General features: G+C 70.0%; 24 protein-coding genes. 14 read left to right on the top strand and 10 right to left on the bottom strand.

The window, feature by feature from the left end; translation table 11 throughout:
* Positions 1–12 precede the first annotated feature (12 nt).
* Positions 13–156, bottom strand: coding sequence for a hypothetical protein (locus tag NE358_RS13760; RefSeq protein WP_170210685.1), 144 nt, complete (start codon positions 154–156; stop codon positions 13–15).
* Positions 153–350 (bottom strand): hypothetical protein, encoded by a 198-nt coding sequence (locus NE358_RS13755; protein ID WP_103205839.1) that lies wholly within the window; start codon positions 348–350, stop codon positions 153–155. The genes NE358_RS13760 and NE358_RS13755 overlap by 4 nt, the downstream gene beginning before the upstream one ends.
* A gap of 99 nt (positions 351–449) precedes the next feature.
* Here NE358_RS13755 and NE358_RS13750 point away from each other — a divergent pair, with 99 nt between their 5' ends.
* Positions 450–947, top strand: coding sequence for a DUF427 domain-containing protein (locus tag NE358_RS13750; RefSeq protein WP_289939396.1), 498 nt, complete (start codon positions 450–452; stop codon positions 945–947).
* A 45-nt stretch (positions 948–992) separates the two neighbouring features.
* Here the strand turns inward: NE358_RS13750 and NE358_RS13745 are convergent, their stop codons facing one another.
* Positions 993–3053: an NAD(+) synthase gene (locus NE358_RS13745; RefSeq protein ID WP_103205840.1), complete on the bottom strand. Its 2061-nt coding sequence runs from the start codon at positions 3051–3053 to the stop codon at positions 993–995.
* A gap of 109 nt (positions 3054–3162) precedes the next feature.
* Here NE358_RS13745 and NE358_RS13740 point away from each other — a divergent pair, with 109 nt between their 5' ends.
* Positions 3163–6756: a TM0106 family RecB-like putative nuclease gene (locus tag NE358_RS13740; RefSeq protein ID WP_103205841.1), complete on the top strand. Its 3594-nt coding sequence runs from the start codon at positions 3163–3165 to the stop codon at positions 6754–6756.
* Here the strand turns inward: NE358_RS13740 and upp are convergent.
* Positions 6741–7373: a uracil phosphoribosyltransferase gene (upp, locus tag NE358_RS13735; protein ID WP_103205842.1), complete on the bottom strand. Its 633-nt coding sequence runs from the start codon at positions 7371–7373 to the stop codon at positions 6741–6743. The genes NE358_RS13740 and upp overlap by 16 nt on opposite strands.
* 57 nt (positions 7374–7430) lie before the next feature.
* On the opposite strand from upp, the gene tadA reads away from it, so the two are divergent.
* Entirely contained in the window at positions 7431–7892 is a 462-nt protein-coding gene (gene tadA / locus NE358_RS13730) for a tRNA adenosine(34) deaminase TadA (protein WP_499317960.1), read from the top strand.
* A 4-nt stretch (positions 7893–7896) separates the two neighbouring features.
* Here tadA and NE358_RS13725 read toward each other — a convergent pair whose 3' ends face one another.
* Both NE358_RS13725 and NE358_RS13720 read right to left on the bottom strand, forming a co-directional pair.
* Entirely contained in the window at positions 7897–8826 is a 930-nt protein-coding gene (locus NE358_RS13725; RefSeq protein ID WP_103205843.1) for an LLM class F420-dependent oxidoreductase, read from the bottom strand.
* Positions 8827–8856: 30 nt separating this feature from the next.
* The gene (locus tag NE358_RS13720) at positions 8857–9969 is read right to left on the bottom strand and encodes an alpha/beta hydrolase (protein ID WP_103205844.1); all 1113 of its coding nucleotides are present in this window, start codon (positions 9967–9969) and stop codon (positions 8857–8859) included.
* Between the two features lie 122 nt (positions 9970–10091).
* On the opposite strand from NE358_RS13720, the gene proC reads away from it, so the two are divergent.
* Entirely contained in the window at positions 10092–10937 is an 846-nt protein-coding gene (gene proC, locus NE358_RS13715) for a pyrroline-5-carboxylate reductase (RefSeq protein WP_116239298.1), read from the top strand.
* A 2-nt stretch (positions 10938–10939) separates the two neighbouring features.
* Positions 10940–11227 carry a DUF1905 domain-containing protein gene (locus NE358_RS13710; protein WP_103205846.1) on the top strand — a complete coding sequence of 96 codons (288 nt, stop codon included), beginning with the start codon at positions 10940–10942 and terminating at the stop codon, positions 11225–11227.
* Positions 11228–11243: 16 nt separating this feature from the next.
* Here the strand turns inward: NE358_RS13710 and NE358_RS13705 are convergent, their stop codons facing one another.
* Complete coding sequence (locus tag NE358_RS13705; RefSeq protein WP_056224009.1) at positions 11244–11915, bottom strand: potassium channel family protein; 672 nt, start codon at positions 11913–11915, stop codon at positions 11244–11246.
* The gene (locus tag NE358_RS13700) at positions 11908–13350 is read right to left on the bottom strand and encodes a TrkH family potassium uptake protein (protein ID WP_103205847.1); all 1443 of its coding nucleotides are present in this window, start codon (positions 13348–13350) and stop codon (positions 11908–11910) included. The genes NE358_RS13705 and NE358_RS13700 overlap by 8 nt, the downstream gene beginning before the upstream one ends.
* A gap of 68 nt (positions 13351–13418) precedes the next feature.
* On the opposite strand from NE358_RS13700, the gene NE358_RS13695 reads away from it, so the two are divergent.
* The 8 genes from NE358_RS13695 (at position 13419) to NE358_RS13660 (ending at position 19219) form a co-directional block, all read left to right on the top strand.
* Positions 13419–13814 carry an ArsR/SmtB family transcription factor gene (locus NE358_RS13695; protein WP_103205848.1) on the top strand — a complete coding sequence of 132 codons (396 nt, stop codon included), beginning with the start codon at positions 13419–13421 and terminating at the stop codon, positions 13812–13814.
* A 139-nt stretch (positions 13815–13953) separates the two neighbouring features.
* A complete protein-coding gene (locus NE358_RS13690) occupies positions 13954–14145 on the top strand; it encodes a helix-turn-helix domain-containing protein (RefSeq protein ID WP_103205849.1) in 192 nt (63 codons plus the stop codon).
* Positions 14146–14227: 82 nt separating this feature from the next.
* Positions 14228–14326 (top strand): 30S ribosomal protein bS22, encoded by a 99-nt coding sequence (locus tag NE358_RS13685; RefSeq protein ID WP_003792170.1) that lies wholly within the window; start codon positions 14228–14230, stop codon positions 14324–14326.
* Positions 14327–14408: 82 nt separating this feature from the next.
* Complete coding sequence (locus tag NE358_RS13680) at positions 14409–14702, top strand: rhodanese-like domain-containing protein (RefSeq protein ID WP_289939375.1); 294 nt, start codon at positions 14409–14411, stop codon at positions 14700–14702.
* Between the two features lie 66 nt (positions 14703–14768).
* Entirely contained in the window at positions 14769–15047 is a 279-nt protein-coding gene (locus NE358_RS13675; RefSeq protein WP_103205851.1) for a glutaredoxin family protein, read from the top strand.
* Positions 15044–15346 (top strand): Dabb family protein, encoded by a 303-nt coding sequence (locus NE358_RS13670; protein ID WP_103205852.1) that lies wholly within the window; start codon positions 15044–15046, stop codon positions 15344–15346. The genes NE358_RS13675 and NE358_RS13670 overlap by 4 nt, the downstream gene beginning before the upstream one ends.
* Before the next feature lie 235 nt (positions 15347–15581).
* Positions 15582–17228, top strand: a complete 1647-nt coding sequence (locus NE358_RS13665) for a S53 family peptidase (protein ID WP_289939369.1) — start codon at positions 15582–15584, stop codon at positions 17226–17228.
* Complete coding sequence (locus NE358_RS13660) at positions 17225–19219, top strand: hypothetical protein (protein ID WP_141377554.1); 1995 nt, start codon at positions 17225–17227, stop codon at positions 19217–19219. Before NE358_RS13665 ends, NE358_RS13660 begins: the two co-directional genes overlap by 4 nt.
* A 38-nt stretch (positions 19220–19257) precedes the next feature.
* Here NE358_RS13660 and NE358_RS13655 read toward each other — a convergent pair whose 3' ends face one another.
* Both NE358_RS13655 and aspS read right to left on the bottom strand, forming a co-directional pair.
* Positions 19258–20322 carry an ATP-binding cassette domain-containing protein gene (locus NE358_RS13655; RefSeq protein WP_103205855.1) on the bottom strand — a complete coding sequence of 355 codons (1065 nt, stop codon included), beginning with the start codon at positions 20320–20322 and terminating at the stop codon, positions 19258–19260.
* 74 nt (positions 20323–20396) lie between these two features.
* A complete protein-coding gene (aspS, locus tag NE358_RS13650) occupies positions 20397–21734 on the bottom strand; it encodes an aspartate--tRNA(Asn) ligase (protein ID WP_116239368.1) in 1338 nt (445 codons plus the stop codon).
* Between the two features lie 59 nt (positions 21735–21793).
* Between aspS and NE358_RS13645 the strand changes: the two genes are divergently transcribed.
* Positions 21794–22183 (top strand): DUF6264 family protein, encoded by a 390-nt coding sequence (locus tag NE358_RS13645; RefSeq protein WP_103205856.1) that lies wholly within the window; start codon positions 21794–21796, stop codon positions 22181–22183.
* Positions 22184–22249 lie beyond the last annotated feature (66 nt).

Raw genomic sequence — 22249 nt, 5'->3', positions numbered from 1 at the left:
CGACGCGCGGGTTCAGCTGCCTCCGGAGAGGATGCCGATCAGTCCGCTGACGAGCAGCCACAGGCCAATGCCCGCCCCGGCGATCCAGATGACGACGGTGCCCGCGGGGTACTTCTTCTTCCCGTCGGAGCCACCCGGGGTCTCGGGGGCGCTCACGAGCGCACCATCGTGATGATCGAGACGATGAGCACGGCGAGACCTCCGATGACGGCGATGGCGGCGATGATGGGTCCTCCGCCGGCGAGGTAGGCGATGACGCCGAGGGCGAGGAAGAGCAGAGCCAGCACGATGCCGATGATCTGGTAGACGCGATAGCGCCGGCTGACCGGCGTGGTCTGGTGTTCGCTCACGGTGCCCCCTCCGCTCCAGGCTACCGAAAAGCTGTGCGCCTCCTGAGCCGATAGGCGGGGAATCGCCCGAGTATGCGGATCGCGGCGTACCGTGGGCGCATGCCACGCCCCGTACCCGACCCCGTCCTCCCCGGCCAGGAATCCGTGTGGGATTACCCTCGTCCTCCACAGGTGGAGCGCGTTCGCAAGCGCGTGCAGATCGATTTCGGCGGCGTGCGCATCGCCGACACGGACGACGTCGTGAGGGTACTCGAGACCAGCCACCCGCCCGTCTACTACGTGCCGATCGCCGCGTTCGGCGATGCCCTGACCCTCGGCGAGGGCGCCTCGTTCTGCGAGTTCAAGGGCGGCGCTCGATACTTCGACGTGCACGGCGGCGGGGGAGCGGTCGCACCTCGGGCAGCCTGGAATTACCCGCACCCCATGCCGGGGTACGAGCTGCTCGAAGACCGCGTCGCCGTCTACGCGGGCCCCATGGATCGTGTCGTCCTGGGCGGCGAGACGGTCCAGCCCCAGCCGGGCGGCTTCTACGGCGGCTGGGTCACGAGCGATCTCGCCGGTCCGTTCAAGGGCGTCCCCGGCTCGATGGGGTGGTGACCCGCGCCGCGAGGCGCCGAGAGGACCGCGACCGGATGCCGTGACTCAGTCGCCGCGGAAGGCCTGCGGCACGGCCGCGTGCAGGTCGGCGAGCCACACCCGCGCGTTGCCGTCCGAGGGGGCGCGCCAATCGCCGCGCGGCGAGAGCGACCCCGCGGGCGACACCTTCGGCCCGTTCGGAGTCGCGGAGCGCTTGAACTGCGCGAACCCGAAGAAGCGCGTGAGGAACACCTCGAGCCATTTCGCCACCGTGACGAGGTCGTACGTCGGACGCCCTCCCTCGGGGTAGCCGGGAGGCCAGGCACCGGCATCTGGATCCTGCCAGGCGTGCGCCGCGAGGAAGGCGATCTTCGACGGTCGGAAGCCGAACCGCAGCACGTGGTAGAGCGTGAAGTCGTGAAGGTTGTAGGGGCCGATGCGGTCTTCGGTGGACTGCATCCGGCCGTCCTGCCCCGCCGGAACCAGCTCGGGGCTGATCTCGGTGTCGAGGACGGCCTGCAGAACCTGCACGGTGTCGTCGCTGAGCTCCCCCGACGAGATCACCCACCGGATGAGGTGCTGGATGAGCGTCTTGGGCACCCCGGGATTCACCGAATAGTGGCTCATCTGATCACCCACGCCGTAGGTGGACCACCCGAGCGCGATCTCCGACAGATCGCCCGTGCCGACGACGATCCCGCCGTTCTGATTGGCGAGGCGGAAGAGGTAGTCGGTGCGCAGGCCCGCCTGCACGTTCTCGAAGGTGACGTCGTGCACGGGTTGTCCCGAAGCGAAAGGGTGCCCCATGCGCGAGAGCATCTCGGTCGCCGCGGGGCGGATGTCGATCTCTTCGATCGAGGCGCCGACCGCCTTCGCCAACGCGATGGCGTTGCCCTTGGTCTTCTCGCTCGTCGCGAAGCCGGGAAGCGTGTAGGTGAGGATGTCGCTGCGCGGACGCCCCATCCGGTCCATGGCGCGCGCGATGACGAGCAGGGCGTGCGTGGAATCGAGTCCGCCACTCACTCCGAGCACGGGCCGCGGGTTGCCGATCGCCTGCAGGCGTTGCACAAGGCCCGACACTTGGATGTTGAACGCCTCGTAGCAGTCCTGGGCGAGGCGGGCGGGGTCGTCGGGGACGAACGGGAAGCGATCGACGGCGCGGCGCAGGCCGAGGTCGATCGCGGGCGGGGCGAGCTCGAACGTCACCGAGCGGAACGCGGGGGCCGTCGTGCGGCGGTTGTCGTCGAACGTGCCCTGACGCAGGCGATCCTGACGGAGTCGGTCGAGATCGACGTCGGCGACACTGCGCCGCGGTCCGTCGGGGAAACGCTCGGTCGTGGCGAGCAACTGCCCGCCCTCGTAGATCATGGTCTGGCCGTCCCACGAGACGTCGTTGGTCGACTCGCCCTGGCCCGCGGCCGCGTAGACGTAGGCGGCGAGGCACCGCATCGACTGCGACTGCGAGAGCAGGTTGCGGTCGTCGGCGCGCCCGATCGTGATGGGGCTGCCCGACAGGTTCGCGAGCACGGTCGCCCCGGCCAGCGCTGCTCCGGACGAGGGCGGGATCGGTACCCACACGTCTTCGCAGACCTCGGCGTGCACCGTCAGACCGGGCACGTCGACCGCCTCGAAGAGGAGGTCGGGGCCGAACGGCACGGTCTCGCCCGCGACGCGGATGTGCTGGCCGGCCTGATCGTCTCCGCGGGCGTACCAGCGATGCTCGTAGAACTCCCGGTAGGTGGGCAGATACGCCTTCGGGGCGACGCCCAGCACTCGGCCGCGGTGGATCATGACCGCGCAGTTGAACAGGCGGTTGCCGTGGCGCAGCGGCGCCCCGACGAGCAGCATCGGGAGGAGGTCTGCGGATGCCAGCACCAGGCGCTCGAGGGCCGTCTCGACGGCGTCGAGGAGGGGATCCTGCATGACGAGGTCGTCGATGGCATAGCCGGTCAGACACAGCTCGGGGAAGACCGCGACGGCGACCCCCTCGGCGTCGCAGGCGCGCGCCGAGTCGAGCACGGCATCGGCGTTCGTGGCGGGGTCTGCGACCGCGACGGGGATCGTGCACGCGGCGACGCGCGCGAACCCGTGCCGGTACACGTTCTCGAACGGCAGATCGGTGATCACCCCCTCAGTCTGTCAGCACCCTCGGACACCGTGCAGCCCGGTTGCGGGAGCGACCTGCCTGTGGACCGGCGGCAGCCGATGTCGGTGGCCCCGATTAGCGTGGAACACCATGCGGTACATCGAGCAGAACGGGCGGATCGTCTGGAGCGCCAGCGACCTCAAGGCGGCGGCGGAGTGCGAGTTCGCGTGGCTGCGCGCCATCGACGCGAAGATCGGGCGTATCGCCCCCGTCGACGATCCCGAGGACGCCACCCTCGAGCGCGCGGCCCGCTTGGGGACCGCGCACGAACTGCGTGTGCTCGCCGCCGACCGCGCCCGCTTCGGCGCGGCGGTGCGCGAGATCCCCGCGGCGCGATCGTCCGATGCCGAGGCGCTCGCCGAGGCGGTGCGCCTCACCGACGAGGCGCTCGCCGACCCGTCCGTCGAGGTGGTCTACCAGGCCGCTTTCGCCACCGACGAGTTCGTCGGGTTCGCCGACTTCCTCGTGCGTGAACCGGAGACGTCGTCCGACGGAACGCGCCGGTGGATCGTGCAAGACACCAAGCTCGCGCGCCGGGCGCGCGTGACGGCGCTCATGCAGCTCGCCGCCTACGTCGATCAGCTCGATCGTCTCGGCGTACCGCGCTCCGACGAGGTGCAGCTGCTGCTCGGCGACGGGTCGACGAGCACGCATCGCGTCGACGATCTGCTCCCCGTCTTCGGCCTGCGCCGCGAGCGTCTGCGCGCCCTGATCGCCGACCGCCGGGTCGACCTCGGTGTCGCCGGTCCCGTGATCGCGTGGGGCGATTCGCGCGGCGATCTCGGCGTCATCGCGTGCGGCCGGTGCGCCACGTGCGAGCTCGAGGTCGTCGCCCACCGCGACCTGTTGCTCGTCGCGGGCATGCGGCCCGTCCAGCGCGATCGACTGCGCGCGGGTGGCATCGAGACGATCGACCGATTGGCGGCTGCGTCCGCACCGCCCGCGGCCATGAGCGCCGACACTTTCGCGTCGCTGCGCACACAGGCGCGCCTGCAACTCGAGAGCCCCGCCGGGGTCCCGGGCGCTGACGCGACCGCTCACGCCGTGCCGACGTTCGAGGTCGTCGCGCCGAAGTCGCTCGGCGTGCTGCCTCGGCCCGACCACGGCGACCTCTTCTTCGATTTCGAGGGCGATCCGCTCTACACCGAGGGTGTCGGCACGCACTGGGGCATCGACTACCTCTTCGGGTGGGTCGACACCCGAGAGAGCTATGGAGCCCTCTGGGCGCACACCTTCGACGAAGAGCGGGTCGCGCTCGAGCGTTTCCTCGACATGGTCGCGCTGCGCCGCCAGCAGTACCCGGGCATGCACATCTACCACTACGCCCCCTACGAACCGACGCACCTGCTCGCGATGGCCGCCCGATACGGCGTCCGCGAGGCCGACGTCGATCGGCTTCTGCGCGACGGTGTCTTCGTCGATCTGTACCCCGTCGTCCGGAGGGCGCTGCGGGTGGGGTCCCGTTCGTACTCGATCAAGAAGCTCGAGCCCCTGTACATGGGCGACGAGGTGCGTACGAGCGACGTGCAGCGCGGCGACGACTCGATCGTGAAGTACGTCGAGGCCCGTGCGCTCGCCGCCGACGGCGATTCGGTCGCCGCACAGCACGTGCTCGACGACCTCGCCGACTACAACCGCTACGACTGCGTCTCGACGCGGCGCTTGCGTGACTGGCTCGTCGATCGCGCTCGGGAGTCGGGAGCCGTGCCCTCGCCCGGGGCTGAGCCCGACGAGCAGGTCTACGAACCGTCCCCCCGAGCGACCGCTCTGCAGAGGTGGGCGGCCGAGGCGACCGCTCCCGGTGCCGCCGACCCCCGTCCCGCCGACCCCGGTGCGATCGGAGCGGACGCGACCGCGCTCCGCCTCGCTGCGGCCGCCATCGACTACTACCCCCGCGAAGAGAAGACCTACTGGGCGACGCACTTTTTGCGTCTGCGCGAACCGCTCTCGGTGTGGGAGGAGACCCGCGATGTCGTCGTGATCGACGCTGAGCGCTCGCGGGTGGTCGAAGACTGGCATTTCCCCGAGTCGGGCCGCGGATCGCAGCGTCGCCTCGTCGAGCTCCGCGGTGAGGTCGCCCCCGGAACGCGCCTCAGCGTCGACGGTGAGCCCTACGCGGTCTACGACCTTCCCGCGCCCTTTCCGCTCGAGACGCGCCCTCGATGGATCCACGGCGCGCGCCGGGTCACCGTGCGCGAGGTGCTCGACGACGGGGCCATCGTCGAAGAGACCGCCGCCGACGGCGCGACCTGGGACGATCTGCCGCTCGCGCTCACCCCGCCCGCGCCTCCGCGCGCGGGCAATCAACAGAAGGCGATCGACGCGTGGGCCGATGCGGTCCTCGCGGCCGCTCCGCGCATCCCCGAGGGAGCCGCCGCCGACATCCTGCGCCGCATCCCTCCGCGCACGCTGTCGGGGTCTCTCTCGCCGGTCACGAGCGTCGACGGAGCAACCGGCGACGACGAGGTCACCGCCATCGCTCGCAGCGTCGCCGACCTCGATCGCAGCTACCTCGCCGTCCAGGGCCCTCCCGGTACGGGAAAGACCTACGTGGGTTCGCACGTGATCGCACGCCTGGTCGCCGAGCGCGGATATCGCATCGGGGTCGTGGCGCAATCCCACGCGACCATCGAGCACATGCTCGATCAGGTGATCGCGGCCGGTGTGCCGGCATCCCGGGTCGGAAAGGCTCCGAAAGACCCGAGCGCCCCGCATGCCTTCACCGTGCTTCCCAAGAACGGCGTCGCGGCGTTCACCGCCGAGAACGTCTCGACCGGCTTCGTCGTCGGGGGGACCGCGTGGGACTTCAGCCACGAGGCGCGCATCCCGCGCGGGAGTCTCGACCTCCTCGTCATCGACGAGGCAGGACAGTTCTCGCTCGCCTCCACGATCGCCGTGTCGCTCGCGGCCCAGCGTCTGCTTCTGCTGGGCGACCCGCAGCAGCTGCCGCAGGTGAGCCAGGGCACGCACCCCGAGCCCGTCGACACCTCGGCCCTCGGCTGGATCATCGACGGCGCCGAGGTCGTGCCGGAGGAGTTCGGCTACTTCCTCGCCCGCACGCGCCGCATGCATCCCGCCATCGCCGAGCCGGTGTCACGGCTGTCGTACGAGGGGCGTCTCGCTGCGCACCCCTCCACCGCCCTGCGTCGTCTCGACGGCGTCGAGCCCGGCCTGCACGTCGTTCCGGTGCGGCACAGTGGCAACTCGACGTTCTCGCACGAAGAGGCCGCCGAGGTTGCGCGCGTGGTGTCCGAACTCGTCGGACGCGAGTGGACGGGCGCCGAGGGGGGAGCCGGAGATTCCGCCGCCGTGCTCGAACCCCGCGCGCTGCGGGCAGATGACATCATCGTCATCACCCCGTACAACGCTCAGCAGGTCGCCGTCGAAGAAGCTCTGGCCGCCGCGGGCTTCGCCGACGTGCCGGTCGGTACGGTCGATCGGTTCCAGGGCAAGGAGGCGGTCGTCGCGATCCTGACGCTCGCCGCGTCATCGGGCCGGGAGGCGCCGCGCGGGCTGGAGTTCCTGCTGCTGCGAAACCGCATCAACGTCGCGATCTCGCGCGCGATGCAAGCCGCCTACGTGGTGTACTCGCCGGCCCTGCTCGACGATCTGCCGCGGACCCCCGAGGGGGTCGCGCGGCTCAGTGGATTCGCTCGACTGGTGGGCGATCAGGCCGTGCCGTAGAGGCGGTCGCCCGCGTCACCGAGACCGGGCACGATGTAGCCCTTCTCGTTGAGGCGCTCGTCGACGGCACCGAGCACGAGGGTGACGTCGTGGCCCTCGACCTGCTTCTCGATCGCCGCGACGCCCTCGGGCGCGCCCAGCAGGCAGATCGCGGTGACGTCCTGCGCCCCACGCGCGAAGAGGAACTTGATGGCCGCGCCGAGCGAGCCGCCGGTCGCGAGCATGGGATCGAGCACGAAGCACTGGCGGTCGCTGAGGTCGTCGGGCAGGCGCTCGGCGTAGGTCGTCGGCTCGAAGGTCTCTTCGTCGCGCACCATGCCGAGGAAGCCGACCTCGGCGGTGGGGAGGAGCTTCACCATGCCCTCGAGCATGCCGAGGCCGGCACGCAGGATCGGCACGACGATCGGGCGGGGCTCGCTGATCTTCACGCCCGTGGTCGTGGTGACCGGGGTCTGGATCTCGACCGGGTCGACGCGTACGTTGCGGGTCGCCTCGTATGCGAGGAGCGTCACGAGCTCCTCGGTGAGCTGGCGGAAGACCGGAGACGAGGTCTGCACGTCACGCAGCACCGTGAGCTTGTGGGTGATGAGCGGGTGATCGGCGACGTGGACACGCATAGGCTCAAGGCTAACCGCTCCACCCGCACGCCACCGCCCCCGATTTCCGGAGTCCCCGTGACGCCCACCACCGTCGACCTCGCCGCGATGCGGCGGGCGTTCGAACTCGCCGACGCCGCCGCTGCCGGCGGGGACGTTCCGGTGGGCGCCGTCGTCGTCGACGCCACCGGTCGCATCATCGGCGAGGGACGCAACCTCCGCGAGGTGACGGGGGACCCCACCGCACACGCCGAGGTCGTGGCGTTGCGCGAGGCCGCCCGCCACCTGGGCTCGTGGCACCTGACCGGCTCCACGCTGGTCGTCACCCTCGAGCCGTGCGTGATGTGCGCGGGGGCGATCCTCCAGGCACGCATCGGGCGTGTCGTCTTCGGATCGTGGGATGCCAAGGCAGGGGCCGCAGGGTCTCTTTACGATGTCCTGCGTGATCGGCGTCTTCCTCACCGCGTCGAGGTGGTCGGCGGCGTCGAGGAGGATCGGGCCGCCGCGCAGCTGCGGGCGTTCTTCGAGGATCGCCGCTGATCGCTCAGCGCGGGAGCAGGGGAAGGACCTCGCCCCCGATCTGATCGGCATGATCCACGTCGCGCAGGTCCATGAGCTGGAAGTACACCCGCTCGGCGCCGAGGGCCCGCAGTCGTTCGACCTTCTCGGCGACCTGCTCGGGCGTGCCGATGATGTTCGCGCCGTCGTCGAACTGCTCGCGCGTGCGGCCGATCGCCTCGGCCCTGCGCGCGATCTGCGCGTCGTCCGACCCGACGATGGTCGGCAGGGCGACCGAGAGTTTGAGCGTCTGCGGGTCGCGGCCGACCGCCTCGCACGCGGCGCGCACGACCGCGAACTTCTCGGCCACGACGTCTTCCGCGACGAAACCGATGTTGTATTCCGTGGCGTATCTCGCGGCGAGAGCGGGGGTGCGCTTCGGCCCGCCGCCTCCCACGATCACGGGCACCGGCGATTGCACCGGCTTCGGCAGCGCCGGCGCCGCGTCGAGCGTGTAGTGCTTCCCGCGGAACGTGAAGGTCTCGGCATCCGGAGTCGACCAGAGACCCGTCACGACCTGGAGCTGCTCCTCGAGCAGGTCGAAGCGCTTCGCCGGGAAGGGGATGCCGTAGGCCGCGTGCTCGCGCTCGAACCAGCCGGTACCGAGGCCCAGCTCGACGCGTCCGCCCGACATGGCGTCGACCTGCGCGACCTGGATCGCGAGGATCGCCGGGACGCGGTAGGTCACCGACGACACGAGCGTGCCCAGGCGGATGCGAGAGGTCTCGCGCGCGAGGCCGGCGAGGGTCGTCCACGCATCGGTAGGGCCGGGACGCGGATCGCCGTCGCCCATGCGCAGGTAGTGGTCCGAGCGGAAGAAGCCGTCGAGGCCGTGCTGCTCCGCCGAACGCGCGAAGGCGAGTTGGTCGTCGTAGGAAAAGCCCTGCTGGGGCTCGGTGAACAGGCAGTACTCCACGGGGGCCTCCGGGGGCGGGATGGGGGAACGTCAGTCGGCGGAACGCAGAATGATCGCCTCGGTCGGCGGCGCCGGGTCGGCGGGCCGACCGACGTAGCCGATGTGCGTCAGCAGCGCCTGGCGGAACTGCGCCGGTCGCTCGAGGTGCACGGAGTGCCCGGCTCCCTCGACGGACACCTCGGTGACCTCACCGCCCTTCTCGGCGTAAGCGGCGAGCACATCCCGCGTCTGCGAGACCATGGGCTGCGCGGGGGCGACGTCGGCGCCGGGCCAGTCGGGAACCACCCCGAGCGCACCCAGGTGATTGACGTCCGAGAACGACGCGTCCGACACGATCGCGTCGGCGGTGCCGTGGATCCACAGGATCGGGGGCTTGTCGGCGAGGTCCACGATTCCCGAGACATCGAAGTAGGTCGGGGCCAGCGCGTTGAGCACACCGGTCGTGCCGGGGGCGAAGCCCGGCCAGGTCGAGGTGGCGATGGAATCGCCCGGGTAATTGCCGGTGGCCGTCGAGGTCGACAGCATCGCCTCGACCCACACGTCCTCGTGCTCGCTCTGGTAGCCCGCGGCGACGTAGCCCGAGCGGAACACGGAGCGCGGCGAGGTCGGGGCCTCAGCGGTCGTGTCGTGGTCGATGAGTCTCTGGATGAAGTCGGGGTTCGCGGCCCCCGCTCCGGTACCCGCGCCCTCGTCGTTCAGGCGCGAACCGTCGCGCCGCGTGCCGCCGAAGCCGTAGGGCGATACGGGTGACTGCAGCGTGAGGGAGAGAACGGGGTGATCGAGCGCGTACTGCTGCACGACGGCACCGCCCATCGACCAGCCGACGAGGTGAGCGGCCGGGATGCCGAGGGCCTCGAGCGTCGCGTGCAGATCGTCGCTGAAGTCGCGCACGCCGCGGGTGGCGTCGATGGGGCTGTGCTCGGTCCGACCGAAGCCGCGCAGGTCGACGGCGAGGACGCGGAGTTCGCTCGGCAGGTCCTGCATGATCTCCTGCCAGAACAGCGAGGAGGCGACGTGACCGTGCACGAAGACGACCGTGTGCTCGGGAGAGGTGGCGGGGCTGTCGCCGACGCGCTCGAGCACGTTCACCCCCAGTCGGTCGGTCTCGACCAGGCGGGCGGTGATGCCGTCGAAGAGAGTCATCGCTAGTCCTCCGTGTCGCTCGCCGGTGCTCCGGCACACCGTTTTCCGACTCTAACGCGCGCCCCCATCAGTCGCACTCAGACTTGCCCCGCGGGCCGAGCCCGGTTCGTAGACTGGCTCGCATGACGGATGCCACGACCTCGCTGCCCCCGATCGCGATCCTCGGAGCCGGTTCCATGGGAGGCGCGATCCTCCACGGCCTCGTCGCGTCCGGCCTCGCCGGGGGAGGGGTGACGGCGACCAACCGTTCGATCGCGAAGGCCGCTGAGCTCGCCGACCTCGACGGGGTGACCAGCGTCGCTCTCGAGGTGAATCCGGCGGGCAACACCGATGCGGTGGCCGCCGCCGACATCGTGCTCGTGGGTGTCAAGCCCGCCATGGTGCCCGACCTGCTCGACGAGATCGCCCCGCACCTGCGACCCGGCGCGATCGTGGTGAGCCTCGCCGCGGGCGTCACCCTCGACACGTTCGCCGCGCACCTCGGCGAGGGCGTCGCCACGCTGCGTTCCATGCCCAACACCCCCTCGCTCGTCGGCAAGGGCGTCACCGGTCTCGCCGCGGGGTCCGCCGCGACCGCCGATGACGTCGCCCTGGTCCGAGCGCTCTTCGAGACCGTGGGGTCGGTCCTGGAAATCCCCGAGTCGCAGATCGACGCCCTCTCGACCATCTCGGGCTCCGGCCCCGCCTATGTTTTCCTCCTGGTCGAGGAGTTCACGCGGGCGGCCGTGCGGATGGGCTTCGATGACGATCAGGCGCGCCTGCTCGCGGAGCAGACCTTCATCGGGGCGACCGCGCTCCTGGCATCCGCCGATGTGGATCCCGCCGAACTCCGACGCCGTGTCACCAGCCCGAAGGGCACCACCGAGCGCGCCGTGGCCGTCTTGCAGGATGCCCGCCTCGACGACACGTTCACCACCGCCGCCCACGCCGCCCTCGCCCGGGCGAAGGAGCTCGCCGAGGGGAACTGACCATGCGCCTGCGGTTCACCGGGACGATCTGGTACTGGCGCGGCCCCGCGCCGTTCCACTTCGTCTCGGTGCCCGAGGCCGAGGCCGCGATGATCGCCGAGGTCGCCGCCGTCGTGACGTACGGGTGGGGGATGATCCCGGCCTCCGTGACGATCGGCCGTACGACCACGACCACCTCGCTCTGGCCGAAGGACGGCGGTTACGTCGTTCCGGTGAAGAAAGCGCTCCAGGATGCCGAGGGCCTCTGCGTCGACGACGAGGTCGAGGTCACGCTCGACATCGACGCCTGAGTGCGGCGCCGGGCGCTCAGCGGTCGAGCGAGGCGAACCGCTCGATGTCGGAGTTCGTCCCCGACACGATGATGAGGTCGTGGTTGGTGACGACCGTGTTGGCCTCGGCGTAGCGGAACGGCCGGCCGGGACTCTTCACGCCCACCACCGTCACGTTGTACTTCGACCGCACGCCGGACTCGTTGAGTCCCACCCCGCGCACGAGCTTGGGTGGATACATCTTGGCGAGCACGAAGTCGTCGTCGAAACGGATGAAGTCGAGCATGCGGCCGCTGACCAGGTGGGCCACACGCTCGCCGGCCTCGGCCTCGGGGTAGATGACGTGGTTGGCGCCGACGCGGGCGAGGATCTTGCCGTGCGACTGCGAGACGGCCTTCGCCCAGATCTGCGGCACCTTGAGGTCGACGAGGTTGGCGGTGATGAGCACGGAGGCCTCGATGAGCGAGCCCACGGCCACGACCGCGACCTGGAAGTCCTGGGCGCCGATCTGGCGCAGGGCATCGATGTTGCGGGCGTCCGCCTGGACGGCGTGCGTGACGCGTTCCGACCACTTCTGCACGAGCTCGAGATTTCCGTCGACGGCCAGGACCTCGCGATCGAGACGGTCGAGCTCCCCGGCGCAGGCGGCGCCGAAGCGGCCGAGCCCGATCACCAGGACGGGCGCGTCACTGCGGATGCGTTCAACCAACGATGGGCCTTTCCACGGGGAGCGCGTACAGCTGCGACCGGGACGACGCAGCCACTGCCGCAGCGAGTGTCACTGTACCAATGCGCCCCATGAACATCGTGGCCGCCATCACGTACTTCGCGGCTTCGGGGAGCTCGGCGGTGAGGCCCGTCGACAGGCCGACGGTCGCGAACGCCGAGACCACGTCGAACAGAACGTGCTCGATGGGGGCGTCGGTGATGCGGCTGATCGTGACGGTCGAAAGGGCGACGATCGTCGCGCCCCACGCGACGACCGAGAGGGCGACGCGCTGGACGTCGCTGGGGATACGGCGACCGAACGCCTGGACCGACGGGCGCCCCTTCGCCTCGGAGAACACCGCGAGGGCGAGCACGGCGAGCGTCGTGACCTTGATGCCGCCCGCGGTGGAGGCGGAACCGCCCCCGACGAACATCAGCATCGAGCCCACGATGAGGGTCGCGCCGTTGAGATCGCCGATGTTGATCACGCTGAACCCGCCGGAGCGCGTCATGGCGGAGAGGAAGAACGCCTGGAACGTGGTGTCCCACGCATCCATGCTCCCGAATGTGAGGGGGTTGTCGTATTCCAGCAGCAGAATGACCCCGGCTCCGGCGAAGAACAGGATCACCGTCGTGATGATCGTGAGCTTCGCGTGCAGGGACCACAGGCGGAAACGCCAATAGTGCCGCCACAGTGTGAAGATCACCGGGAAACCGATGGATCCCAGGAACACGCCCGCCATCAGCACCGAGAGGAGGAAGTAGTCCTGCGCGAAGGGCGTCAGCCCGTCGGGATTCGGGACGAATCCCGTATTCGTGAACGCCATCGCCGCGTAGTACGGAGCCTCCCACAGAGCCACGAAGGGATTGATCCCCCCGATCACCAGCGAGGGGTAGATGAGGACGGTGAGTCCCGCTTCGATCACGAGCGTCGACAGCGCCACCGTGCGAAGAAGCTGGCCGACCTCGCCGAGGCGTACGGTCTGACCCTCGTTGACCGGACCGCCGTGGACCCGGAGGGGGTTGCTGTCGCCCGCGGCGATGAGCTTGGCGCGCAGCCCCAGCCGCTTCGAGATGACCAGGCCGAGGATCGAAGCGAGGGTCAGGACACCCAGCGCGCCGACGTTGACGCCGATATAGGTGATGACACGGCCCAGGGGCGAGAAGTCGGAGTACATGTTCAGCGTCGACAGTCCCGTGACGCAGATCGTCGACACCGCGGTGAACAGGGCGTCGGCGAAGGGGATGCGTTCACCGGTTGCGGACGCCGCGGGGAGCGAGAACAGCGCGGTGAACAGCGCGATGAGCGTGACGAACACGAGCACCGCGAATCGCGCGGGTGAAGCGGTCGTCAGGTTGCGCAGACGATCCCATGCCTCGTAGGCGATGCGACGCAGCCGCGCAGCCCGTCGAGCCTCGTTCGGCGTCGCCGCCATGCGCCGCTCCCTTCGGTGCCCGAACCCGAATCATGGTACTCGGGCCGGGGCGCCGCTAATCTGATGCCATGGCGGACATCTTCGACGTGATCGCTGACGGAACGCGTCGCGACATCCTTCAGCTGCTCCTCGACCGGGCGACCGGCGGCGAACGCGGGACGAGTGTGTCGCAGATCGTCGCGGCCCTCGGTGTGAGTCAACCCACCGTCTCCAAGCACCTCAAGGTGCTGCGTGAGGCCGAGTTGGTATCCGTTCGCGAAGAAGGGCAGCACCGCTATTACAGCCTCGCGGTCGCCCCGCTCGACGAGGTGGACGACTGGCTCGTGCCGTTCTTCTCGATCGACGAGGAGCACGAGCCGGCCCTCCCCGATTCCGCGATGCATGCCGCCGAAGTCGTGGGCCGCGCCGCCGCGTCGGTGAAGCACTCCTTCTCGACCGCGTTCCGCAAGCTCCCGGGGCGATGAGCCCCGCGGATGCCCGGAATCCCGGCATCCGTGAATCACATTCGTCACAGTGGGCCCATAGGTTTACAGCCGTCCCGGACAGACCCTAGAGTGTGGTCAGCATCAGGAGGGTGAGTTCACCCGGAACGAGGGGTGAGCGATGGCCGAGCTGCCGGACGTGCGGTTCTTGACGGTCGCCGAGGTCGCAGAACTCATGCGCGTATCGAAGATGACGGTCTACCGTCTCGTGCACGCGGGGGAACTCCCCGCGGTTCGTTTCGGTCGCAGCTACCGAGTGCCCGAATCGGCCGTCGCCGATGCCGTGCAACGACCGGTGTCCGACGTCGGCTAGACTGATCCGAGGCTTTTTTTCAACGCCTGCTGTTCCCGGGGGCCGAAATCGGCACCCAGACCCCGACTTAGTGAGGTTTTCCGTGGGTTCTGTCATCAAGAAGCGCCGTAAGCGCATGGCGAAGAAGAAGCACCGCAAGCTGCTTCGTAAGACTCGTCACCAGCGCCGCAACAAGAAGTAAAGCGGCCACCACACCGAGCGCCTGTCCGATTCGCGACGGGCGCTTCGTGTATCCGGTCCCGTTCTTCTCTCCGGAGGTAAGCATGCAGTCCATCTCGGTCCACGACCTCCACGCGGGGCGTGAACGCCCCCTGGTCGACGTGCGCGAGGAGCACGAGTTCGCCGCAGGTCACGTCCCCGGCGCCGTGAACCTCCCGATGTCGACCATCGGGGAGCACCTCGACGCGCTCCCCGGTGAGCCCTTCGACGTCATCTGCCAGGCCGGCGGGCGATCCGCGCGGGTCGTCGAAGCCCTCACGGCGCGCGGACACGACGCGACCAACGTCGAGGGTGGCACGGGCGAGTGGATCGCCTCGGGCTACGACGTCGAGTCCTGAGCCGCGAGCGGACACGCCCGTCGCGCACCGGGTCTCGCCCTTCCCCTGCCTTCTAGGATGGTCAGGGTGACGACTCTCACGCTGATCGGAAAGCCCGACTGCCATCTCTGCGACGTGGCGGAGCAGATCGTCGAGACGGTCGTCGGCGGGCTCCCCGAGGGTGCCGCCGACCGCGTCACGATCACGCAGGCCTCGATCGCCGACGACGCCGCCCTCTACGACAAGTGGTGGGAGAAGATCCCCGTCGTCCTCATCGACGGGGAGCTCCACGCGCACTGGCGCGTCTCGGCCGACCGTCTCCGCGCCGCCCTTCTCGCGGCAGACACCCAAGGAGCCTCCGCGTGAGCATCCGTCACATCGTCCTGTGGAAGCTCTCGGCCGACGACGCCGATACGCGTGCGCTGCACGCGGAACAGATCGCCGAGCGCCTGTTGGCTCTCGACGCGGTCATCGACGAGATCCAGCACATCGAGGTGGGGCGCAACGTCGTCAGCCCGCAGTCGAACTGGGACGTCGCTCTGGTCAGCGAGTTCGCCGACGTCGACGCGCTCGAGCGCTACCAGGTGCACCCCGCCCACCAGGAGGTCGCAGCCTTCGTGCGCTCCGTCGTGGCGGACAGGGCTTCAGTCGACTACCCGTTCTGAGCGGGAGGCCCCCTGTGGGGCCTCTTTCTTCGCCCGTTTGTGATAACGGTTCTCAATATCGATAAGCTCTCGATCGGTTCACCCGAGCCTCCGACCGAGAAAGCTGTCCATGCCCCCACGTCTCCGTCGTCGATCGACGACTTCCCTGGCCGCCCTGCTGCTCACAGCGGCGACCGTATCCACCGCCTGTAGCGCCCCGCCGGTCGCATCGCCCGGCTCCGTCGACGACCGTCGAGTGCTGACGGCAACCGCTCCGGGGTGGGCCTCCAGCGCCGCCGAGGTGTCGCTCGACGCGCGCCTGACGGCCACCGTGCTGCTCGCCGACTCGGCGACGGCCGCGGAGACGAGCGCGGCGCGTTCGTGGCTCGAGACCGCCGGAATCGACGTCATCCGAGAGCGCGAGAGTGTCCGAGCGCTCTCCGTGACCGGACCGGCATCAGCGTTCGCCTCGGCCTTCGACACCGCCTTCGGCGAGACGACCGTGGACGGTCGCGCGGCCGTCGCGCCCACGCGCGATCTGTCCGTCCCTCGCGAGGCCGGTGCCATCGAGTCCGTCGCCGGTCTCGTCGACACCGACGCGATGAGCCCCAGCACCGACGCCGCTCCCGTGCGCAGCGACGACTGCGCCGCGTACTGGGGGCAGACGCTCTCGTCGTCGTGGCCGTCGTCGGTCCAGGTCGAGCATCGCTCGAATGCACTGTGCGGGTACGGGCCCACGCAACTGCGCGCCATCCACCAGCTCCCGGCGGATGCACGCGGCGCGGGAGCGACCGTGGCGATCGTCGGAGTCTTCGACGACGACACGGTCGCCGCGAACACCGACGCCTACTTCGCGCGGGAGGGTCTGCCCGCTCTCCGGGAGGGACAGTACACCCACCACGCTTCCGCGAACCCGGACGTCACCCGCTGCGGAGGCCCCTCGGCATGGACCGTCGAGCAGCATCTCGACGTCCAGGCGGTGCGTGCGATGGCGCCGGACGCCGACATCGTCTACTGGGGCGCCGACGACTGCCTCGCGGCGACGCTCTACCTGCGCGTTCTCGACGCCGTGGAAGCACCCGTCACTCCGAGCGTGGTCTCGCTCTCTTTCGGTGGTCCGGAGGAACTCGACACCGATGCCGATCGAACTCTGCTGAACCGCGTCCTCGTCGAGGCCGCGTCTCGCGGTGTGTCCGTCTTCGCCTCGAGCGGCAACGACGGCGACTACTCCCTCGCCGGCGACCACCACGACGAGACCGACGTGGCCACCCCGGCCTCCAGCCCCTACGTCACCGCCGTGGGTGGAGCCAGCGTCGGGCTCGATGCCGACAACCGCATCGCCGTCGAGGCCGGGTGGGAGGTGCAGACCCGCTTCGCGCAGAACGGGGGCATCATCCCGCCGGGGTTCCTCTACGGTGCCGGGGGCGGGGAGTCGGCCTTCTACCCGCGCCCCAGCTGGCAGAGCGAACGCATCGCGCACTCCGGATCGGGGCGTCTCGTCCCCGACGTCGCCTCGCTCGCCGACCCCAACACGGGCTTCACCGTCGCGGTTCCCCGCAACGGAGCCGTTTCTTACGAAGCCCACGGCGGCACGAGCCTGGCAACGCCGATGGTGGCCAGCATGGTGGCGATCGCCAAGGCGCGCACGGGGGTGGACGTCGGCCTCGCCGCGCCCTTCCTCTACGCGCTGAGCGGGTCGAGCGCGATCCGCGACGTCGTTCCCGCTTCCGCCGGGACCTGGTACCGGCGTGACAAGAGCACCGGCCAACTGTGGCTCGAGACCCTGTACCTGTGGGACGCGCGCCCGCAATCCCTCCAATCCGCGACCGGGTGGGACCCGGTCACCGGTGTCGGCATCCCCACCGGAACCGATTTCCTCGACCGATTCGGAGCAGAAAAGTGATCACGCGTCCTCGCACCGGACTCCTCACCCTCGTCTTCGGCGCGGTCGTGACGGCCGCGATCGTCGCGGGCGTCGTCCCCGCGAGCGGAGCGGCGACGATCGCCTCGACCTCCGCCTCCGGCATCCAGATGCTCGATGCCGACGGCGGGGCGCTCCAGCAACCGGCGCCCCTCAGCGAATGGACCGGCGGGGCGACCGTGGAGAACTCCCTCGCTCAGACCGGCGACGTGCTGAAGCTCAACACCACCCGCACGACCGGGGTGACCGCTCGAGCCGCCTCGGATGGGGCGCAGGCGACGATCGACAGCGGACTCTTCCAGTTGCGGGACCGCGTCCCGATCGCTTTCACCGGTCTTCGTGCCAGCTGCGGGACCGATGGAAGCACATCGGTGACGTTCGACACCCTGACCGTCGACGGCAAGAACGTCTTGAACACGTCGAAGCTGTCTGCGGGATACACGGTCGCACTGCCGACGTCCGCCACATGGGGGTCGACGCGGCTGATCGTCGGGGAACGCACCGTCGACCGTGGCCGGGCCCAGGTGACGGCCCTTCGGATCGAGGCCGAAGCCGGGTGGTCGGAGATCTGGCGCGTGCGTCTCGGTGTCGCGGTCTGCGCTCCTGCGGCCCTCGCATCTCCCGCCCTGGTCTCGGGAGTCACCGTCACGGCGCCGAGTGGAGCCGTCCTCATTCCGGGAGCTCCGCACCTGGATGCCGAGGGGTCGGTCTCCGCACAGGCGGTGAGCGGAACCGCACCGGCGTCGACGGCCTCCGACGTCTCGGTCGCACACGCGGCGGACGGATCGAGCGCGGTCTCGGTGGGATCGTTCCGTCAGGTGCCGGATACCTCGTCTGTGGGGGACTACATGTGGTCGGCCCTGCGCGTCTACGGTCTGCGTCTCAGCGTCGACAGCGATGGTTCGTCGCGCCTGACCTTCGCCGATACGGGGTCCGCGGTCTTCGTCAACGGCATCTGGATCAACACGGGAACCGACCTCTACACGGGCGTGGATGCCACGGGCTCGCCGCGCGTGCGCGTGCACCTGAACGAGCGCGTCGCACAGAGCGACGGCAGCGTGCTCATCACTGCGCTGCGCTACGAGGACCTCACCGGCGCCTACCCTGCGGTCAGCCTCGGTGTCGTGCGGTGGTCTCCCGCGGCGGCCGGGCCGACGCCCACTCCCGAGCCGACGACGACCACCGCGCCGCCCCTGCCGCGGCGATACGCTTTCGCGGTCGACGCCACGGGCCCCTCGGCCATCGCCCCGGCGTTCGTCGCGGCGCCCGGGGAGACGATGACCGCTCACGTCGCATCGACCGGCGCCGATGCGACGGCGGTGACCGACGGTTTCGCCGGGCAGATCGCGGTGCGGGGCATCGAGACCTCCAGCTCCGATACGGCTGCCTCGGTCGGGGTGGACGACCTCGTCCTGTACCCCGGGACGGCAATGGAGGTATCCCTGCGGGACGTGCGCCTCCGGGTCACCGCGGTCGGGACGACACTGACCACCGGGGGCGGAACGGTCGCCGGACAGACGGTTCCGGCGGGCGCGGTGGCGGCGGGGACCCGCTTCGCCGTGGCGGGGCGGACGGCGGTCGTCACGCTGAACGCGCAGGCGCTCGACGGGCAGGCGCAGACCGCTGTGGCGCTCCAAGTGGATGACCGTCGCGGCCTCGGTGCCCTCGTGCGCGTCGGCGTCGTCACGGCCGATGCTCCGCAGAACTCGTCGGATCCGGGGTCCGGGAGCCAGCCGGCACCGCAGCCTCGGCCCTCGGACGGCTCGTCTCCCGAGCAGTTGACGCCCGGCCCCATCGGCAAGGACGACGTCCGCGCCGTGGGCGGTGCCGCGGCATCGACGTCGACAGCGTTGGCGAAGACCGGCGCGGAAGTCTCGGCCGTTCCCGGGCTGATCATCGCGGGTGTTCTCGCGGCGGTCGGCGGCGGCGTCCTGATCGTCTTCACCCGACGCCGTCGCGCGGGACGCGGGTGAGGGAAGGGGCTCCGGGCGCGTCCCGGGGCCCTCTCCTGTCAGCCGATCGGCCGCACCGTCGCCGGCACGATCGCGAGGGCGAGGCGCACCGTGTCGCGGTCCTCGAGTCGCTGCTCGGGAGCATGCTCGACCACGACGCGGCTGCCGTCGCTCGTGAGGACCGTCGAGCGGCGGACGCTGCCCAGGAAGGTCGAGTCCTCGACCACTCCGTCGACACCGGGCGAGTCCGCCCCGACCAGCAGGACGTTCTCGGGGCGGACGACGACCTCGCAGTGACCGTCGTGCGCGGACTCCGCGAGGGGCAGCTCCTGGCCCCAGACCTCGACCGTGAGTCCCTCCACGATTCCGGGGACCGCGCTCACCGGTCCGAGGACCTCGGCGACCGCGGCGTCCGCGATGCGGGCGTAGACCTCGTCGGGGCGGCCCGCGGCCACGATGCGTCCCTCGTCCATGAGAACGAGGTGGTCGGCGACGGCCGCAGCCTCGGCGGTGTCGCGTGTCGCCCAGAGGGTCGTGACGCCGCGATCGCGCAGCTCGCGGACCAGCCGGTCGCGGGTCTCGGCGCGAGCGGTCGTGTGGAGCGCCGCGAGGGCGTCGTCGAGGACGAGGGCCTGCGGTCGTGCGGCCAGGGCACGCGCGAGAGCCCAGCGCTGTCGATCACCGTGCGAGAGGCGGCGCACGCTCTTGTCGGCGGGGTCGAGGCCCACGACATCGAGGAGCCGATCGGTCTCCGCCCGTGGGTCGTCGTCGCCGGCGTGCCGTGCCGCCGCCGAGATCGCCGCGCGCACGCGCCCGAAGCGAGCGACCGGCGTACGGTCGCGGACCTCCGCGATGCGGGGCGCTGCGGCGCCCGTGCGTCCCTCGACGATCACCGTGCCGGCATCCGCTCGCTCCACGCCACTCGCGACGCGGAGGAGGGTCGACGCTCCGCAGCCCGATGGGCCGACGAGGGCGACGATGGTCCCGGGCGCGACGTCGAGGTCGATGTCGCGCAGGATCGACACCCCGGCGCGCTCCCTGTGCACGCCCCGCAGGGCGATGGACCACCCCGACCGCGGCGCCTCCCCGAGAGGCGACGGATCCATGGGGGTGACGGCGACCATTCGCTCACGCTAGAAAGAGCGCATGACGCACGAACGCCCGGGCGGTGAACCCCGGGCGTCGCTCACTCGAACCTTTACGGGGCGAGACGGGTGGGGCCGCGGAAGAGGAAGGTGACTTCGCGGATCGACGACTCGCCCAGCATGAGCATGAGGATGCGCGCGAGGCCCATGCCGAAACCGCCGTGCGGCGGGGCTCCGAAGCGGAAGAAGTCGAGGTAGAAGTCGAGGTGCTCGGGGTCGAGACCTTTCTCCTTCGCCTGCTCGATCAGGATGTCGACGCGGTGCTCGCGCTGCGCGCCCGTCGTGATCTCGACGCCGTTGAACAGCAGGTCGTACGACTTGGTCAGCCCGGTCTCCTCGTCGCGCATGTGGTAGAACGCACGGATCTCGGGGTGGTAGTCGGTGATGAAGACAAAGGGGTGGCCGTACGTCTCGCGCACATGAGCGGCGATCTGACGCTCCCCCTCGGGGTCGAGGTCGCCGTCGGTACGGGGGATGTCGTAGCCGCGGGCCGCGACGATCTCCCGAGCCTCGGCCAACGGGATGCGCGGGAAGGGCACCGCGGGAACCTCGACCTCGACGCCGAACAGCTCGCGGATCTCGTCACCGTGCTTGTCGGCGACGGCCTGGAACGCCGTGTGGAGCAGTTCCTCCTGCATGCGCGCGACGTCTTCGTGCGAGTCGATCCAGCTGATCTCGGCGTCGATCGAGGTGAACTCGGTCGCGTGACGGCTGGTGAACGAGGGGTCGGCGCGGAAGGCGGGCGCGATCTCGAAGATCTTTCCGAAGCCGGCGACCTGGGCCATCTGCTTGAAGAACTGCGGGCTCTGCGCGAGGTAGGCGGTCTTGTCTTCGAAGTAGGGCACCTCGAACAGCTCGGCGTTGGACTCCGAGGGGGATGCCATGAGCTTGGGGGAGTGCACCTCGATGTAGTCGCGCTCCACCCAGTACGTGCGCATGGCGTGCTCGAGGGTCGTCTGCACGCGGAAGATGAGGTTGTTGCGGCGCTGACGCAGGTCGATGAAGCGCCAGTCCATGCGCTTGTCGGGGCTGCTGTCGCTGGCGATCGGGGTCTCGGGGTTCGCGGCGGCCGCGATCTCGAGCTCGCCGACCTTGATCTCGACGCCGCCGAGCTTGACGCGCTCGTCGTGCTTGAGTTCGCCGCGAACGGTCAGGAACGTGCCGGTCGCGAGGGCGCCGATCGTCTCGGTCAACGCGAGGGCGGCGGCATCCTGCTCCGTCTCTTCGGAGGGGCGGGTCGCCGGGTTGACCAGCTGCACGGCGCCGGTCTCGTCGCGGAGGACGACGAACTGCACCTTCTTCTGATCGCGCACGGTTTCGACCCATCCCGACACCTCGACGGGGCCGGCGGGGAGGGATTTCAGCTGGTTGACCAGGACGCGTTCGCTCACGATCGACCAGTCTACGTGCGCGGTCCGCACGACACCGGGCGCGAACCTACGATGGGGGCGTGACCTTCTCGATGCCGCCCGAGTCGTTCCGGACACTGCGCCCGGAACCGACGGTGCGCAGGTCGCGCGGATGGGATGTCGCCCTCACGATCGTGCTGCTCGTGCTGCTCCCGCTCCTGGCGCTCGCCGCCTCCTACGCGGGGGTGCTCCTCGCGTACGCCTCGGACGCGTGCGTCTCGACGACCTGCAACACCGGGCTGATGAACATCGGCTTCTGGACCGCGGTGGTCTCGCCCTGGGGGGTGCTCCTGATCGGGGTGATCGTCGCCATCGTCCGACTCGTGCGTCATCGCCTCGCCTTCTGGGTGCCGCTGGTCACGGTCGTCGCCATCGTCGCGGTGTGGTTCGTCGCCGCTGCCCTCGTGGGCGCGGGAGTCTCGGCATCCTGATCCGTTCGGGGGCAACCCCCAGGGAGGGCGGGGGTGCGCGACCTAACCTGAGAGCGGGCGCCCGCA

It is taken from the genome of Sphingomonas sp. G5, from assembly GCF_052660795.1.
This window is presented reverse-complemented; position numbering and strand designations above follow the sequence as displayed.

Coding starts and splice junctions, on each gene's coding strand:
- NE358_RS13750 (WP_289939396.1), top strand. CDS start 450: ATGCCACGCCCCGTACCCGACCCCGTCCTCCCCGGCCAGGAATCCGTG.
- NE358_RS13740 (WP_103205841.1), top strand. CDS start 3,163: ATGCGGTACATCGAGCAGAACGGGCGGATCGTCTGGAGCGCCAGCGAC.
- upp (WP_103205842.1), bottom strand. CDS start 7,373: ATGCGTGTCCACGTCGCCGATCACCCGCTCATCACCCACAAGCTCACG.
- NE358_RS13720 (WP_103205844.1), bottom strand. CDS start 9,969: ATGACTCTCTTCGACGGCATCACCGCCCGCCTGGTCGAGACCGACCGA.
- proC (WP_116239298.1), top strand. CDS start 10,092: ATGACGGATGCCACGACCTCGCTGCCCCCGATCGCGATCCTCGGAGCC.
- NE358_RS13710 (WP_103205846.1), top strand. CDS start 10,940: ATGCGCCTGCGGTTCACCGGGACGATCTGGTACTGGCGCGGCCCCGCG.
- NE358_RS13700 (WP_103205847.1), bottom strand. CDS start 13,350: ATGGCGGCGACGCCGAACGAGGCTCGACGGGCTGCGCGGCTGCGTCGC.
- NE358_RS13695 (WP_103205848.1), top strand. CDS start 13,419: ATGGCGGACATCTTCGACGTGATCGCTGACGGAACGCGTCGCGACATC.
- NE358_RS13690 (WP_103205849.1), top strand. CDS start 13,954: ATGGCCGAGCTGCCGGACGTGCGGTTCTTGACGGTCGCCGAGGTCGCA.
- NE358_RS13680 (WP_289939375.1), top strand. CDS start 14,409: ATGCAGTCCATCTCGGTCCACGACCTCCACGCGGGGCGTGAACGCCCC.
- NE358_RS13655 (WP_103205855.1), bottom strand. CDS start 20,322: ATGGTCGCCGTCACCCCCATGGATCCGTCGCCTCTCGGGGAGGCGCCG.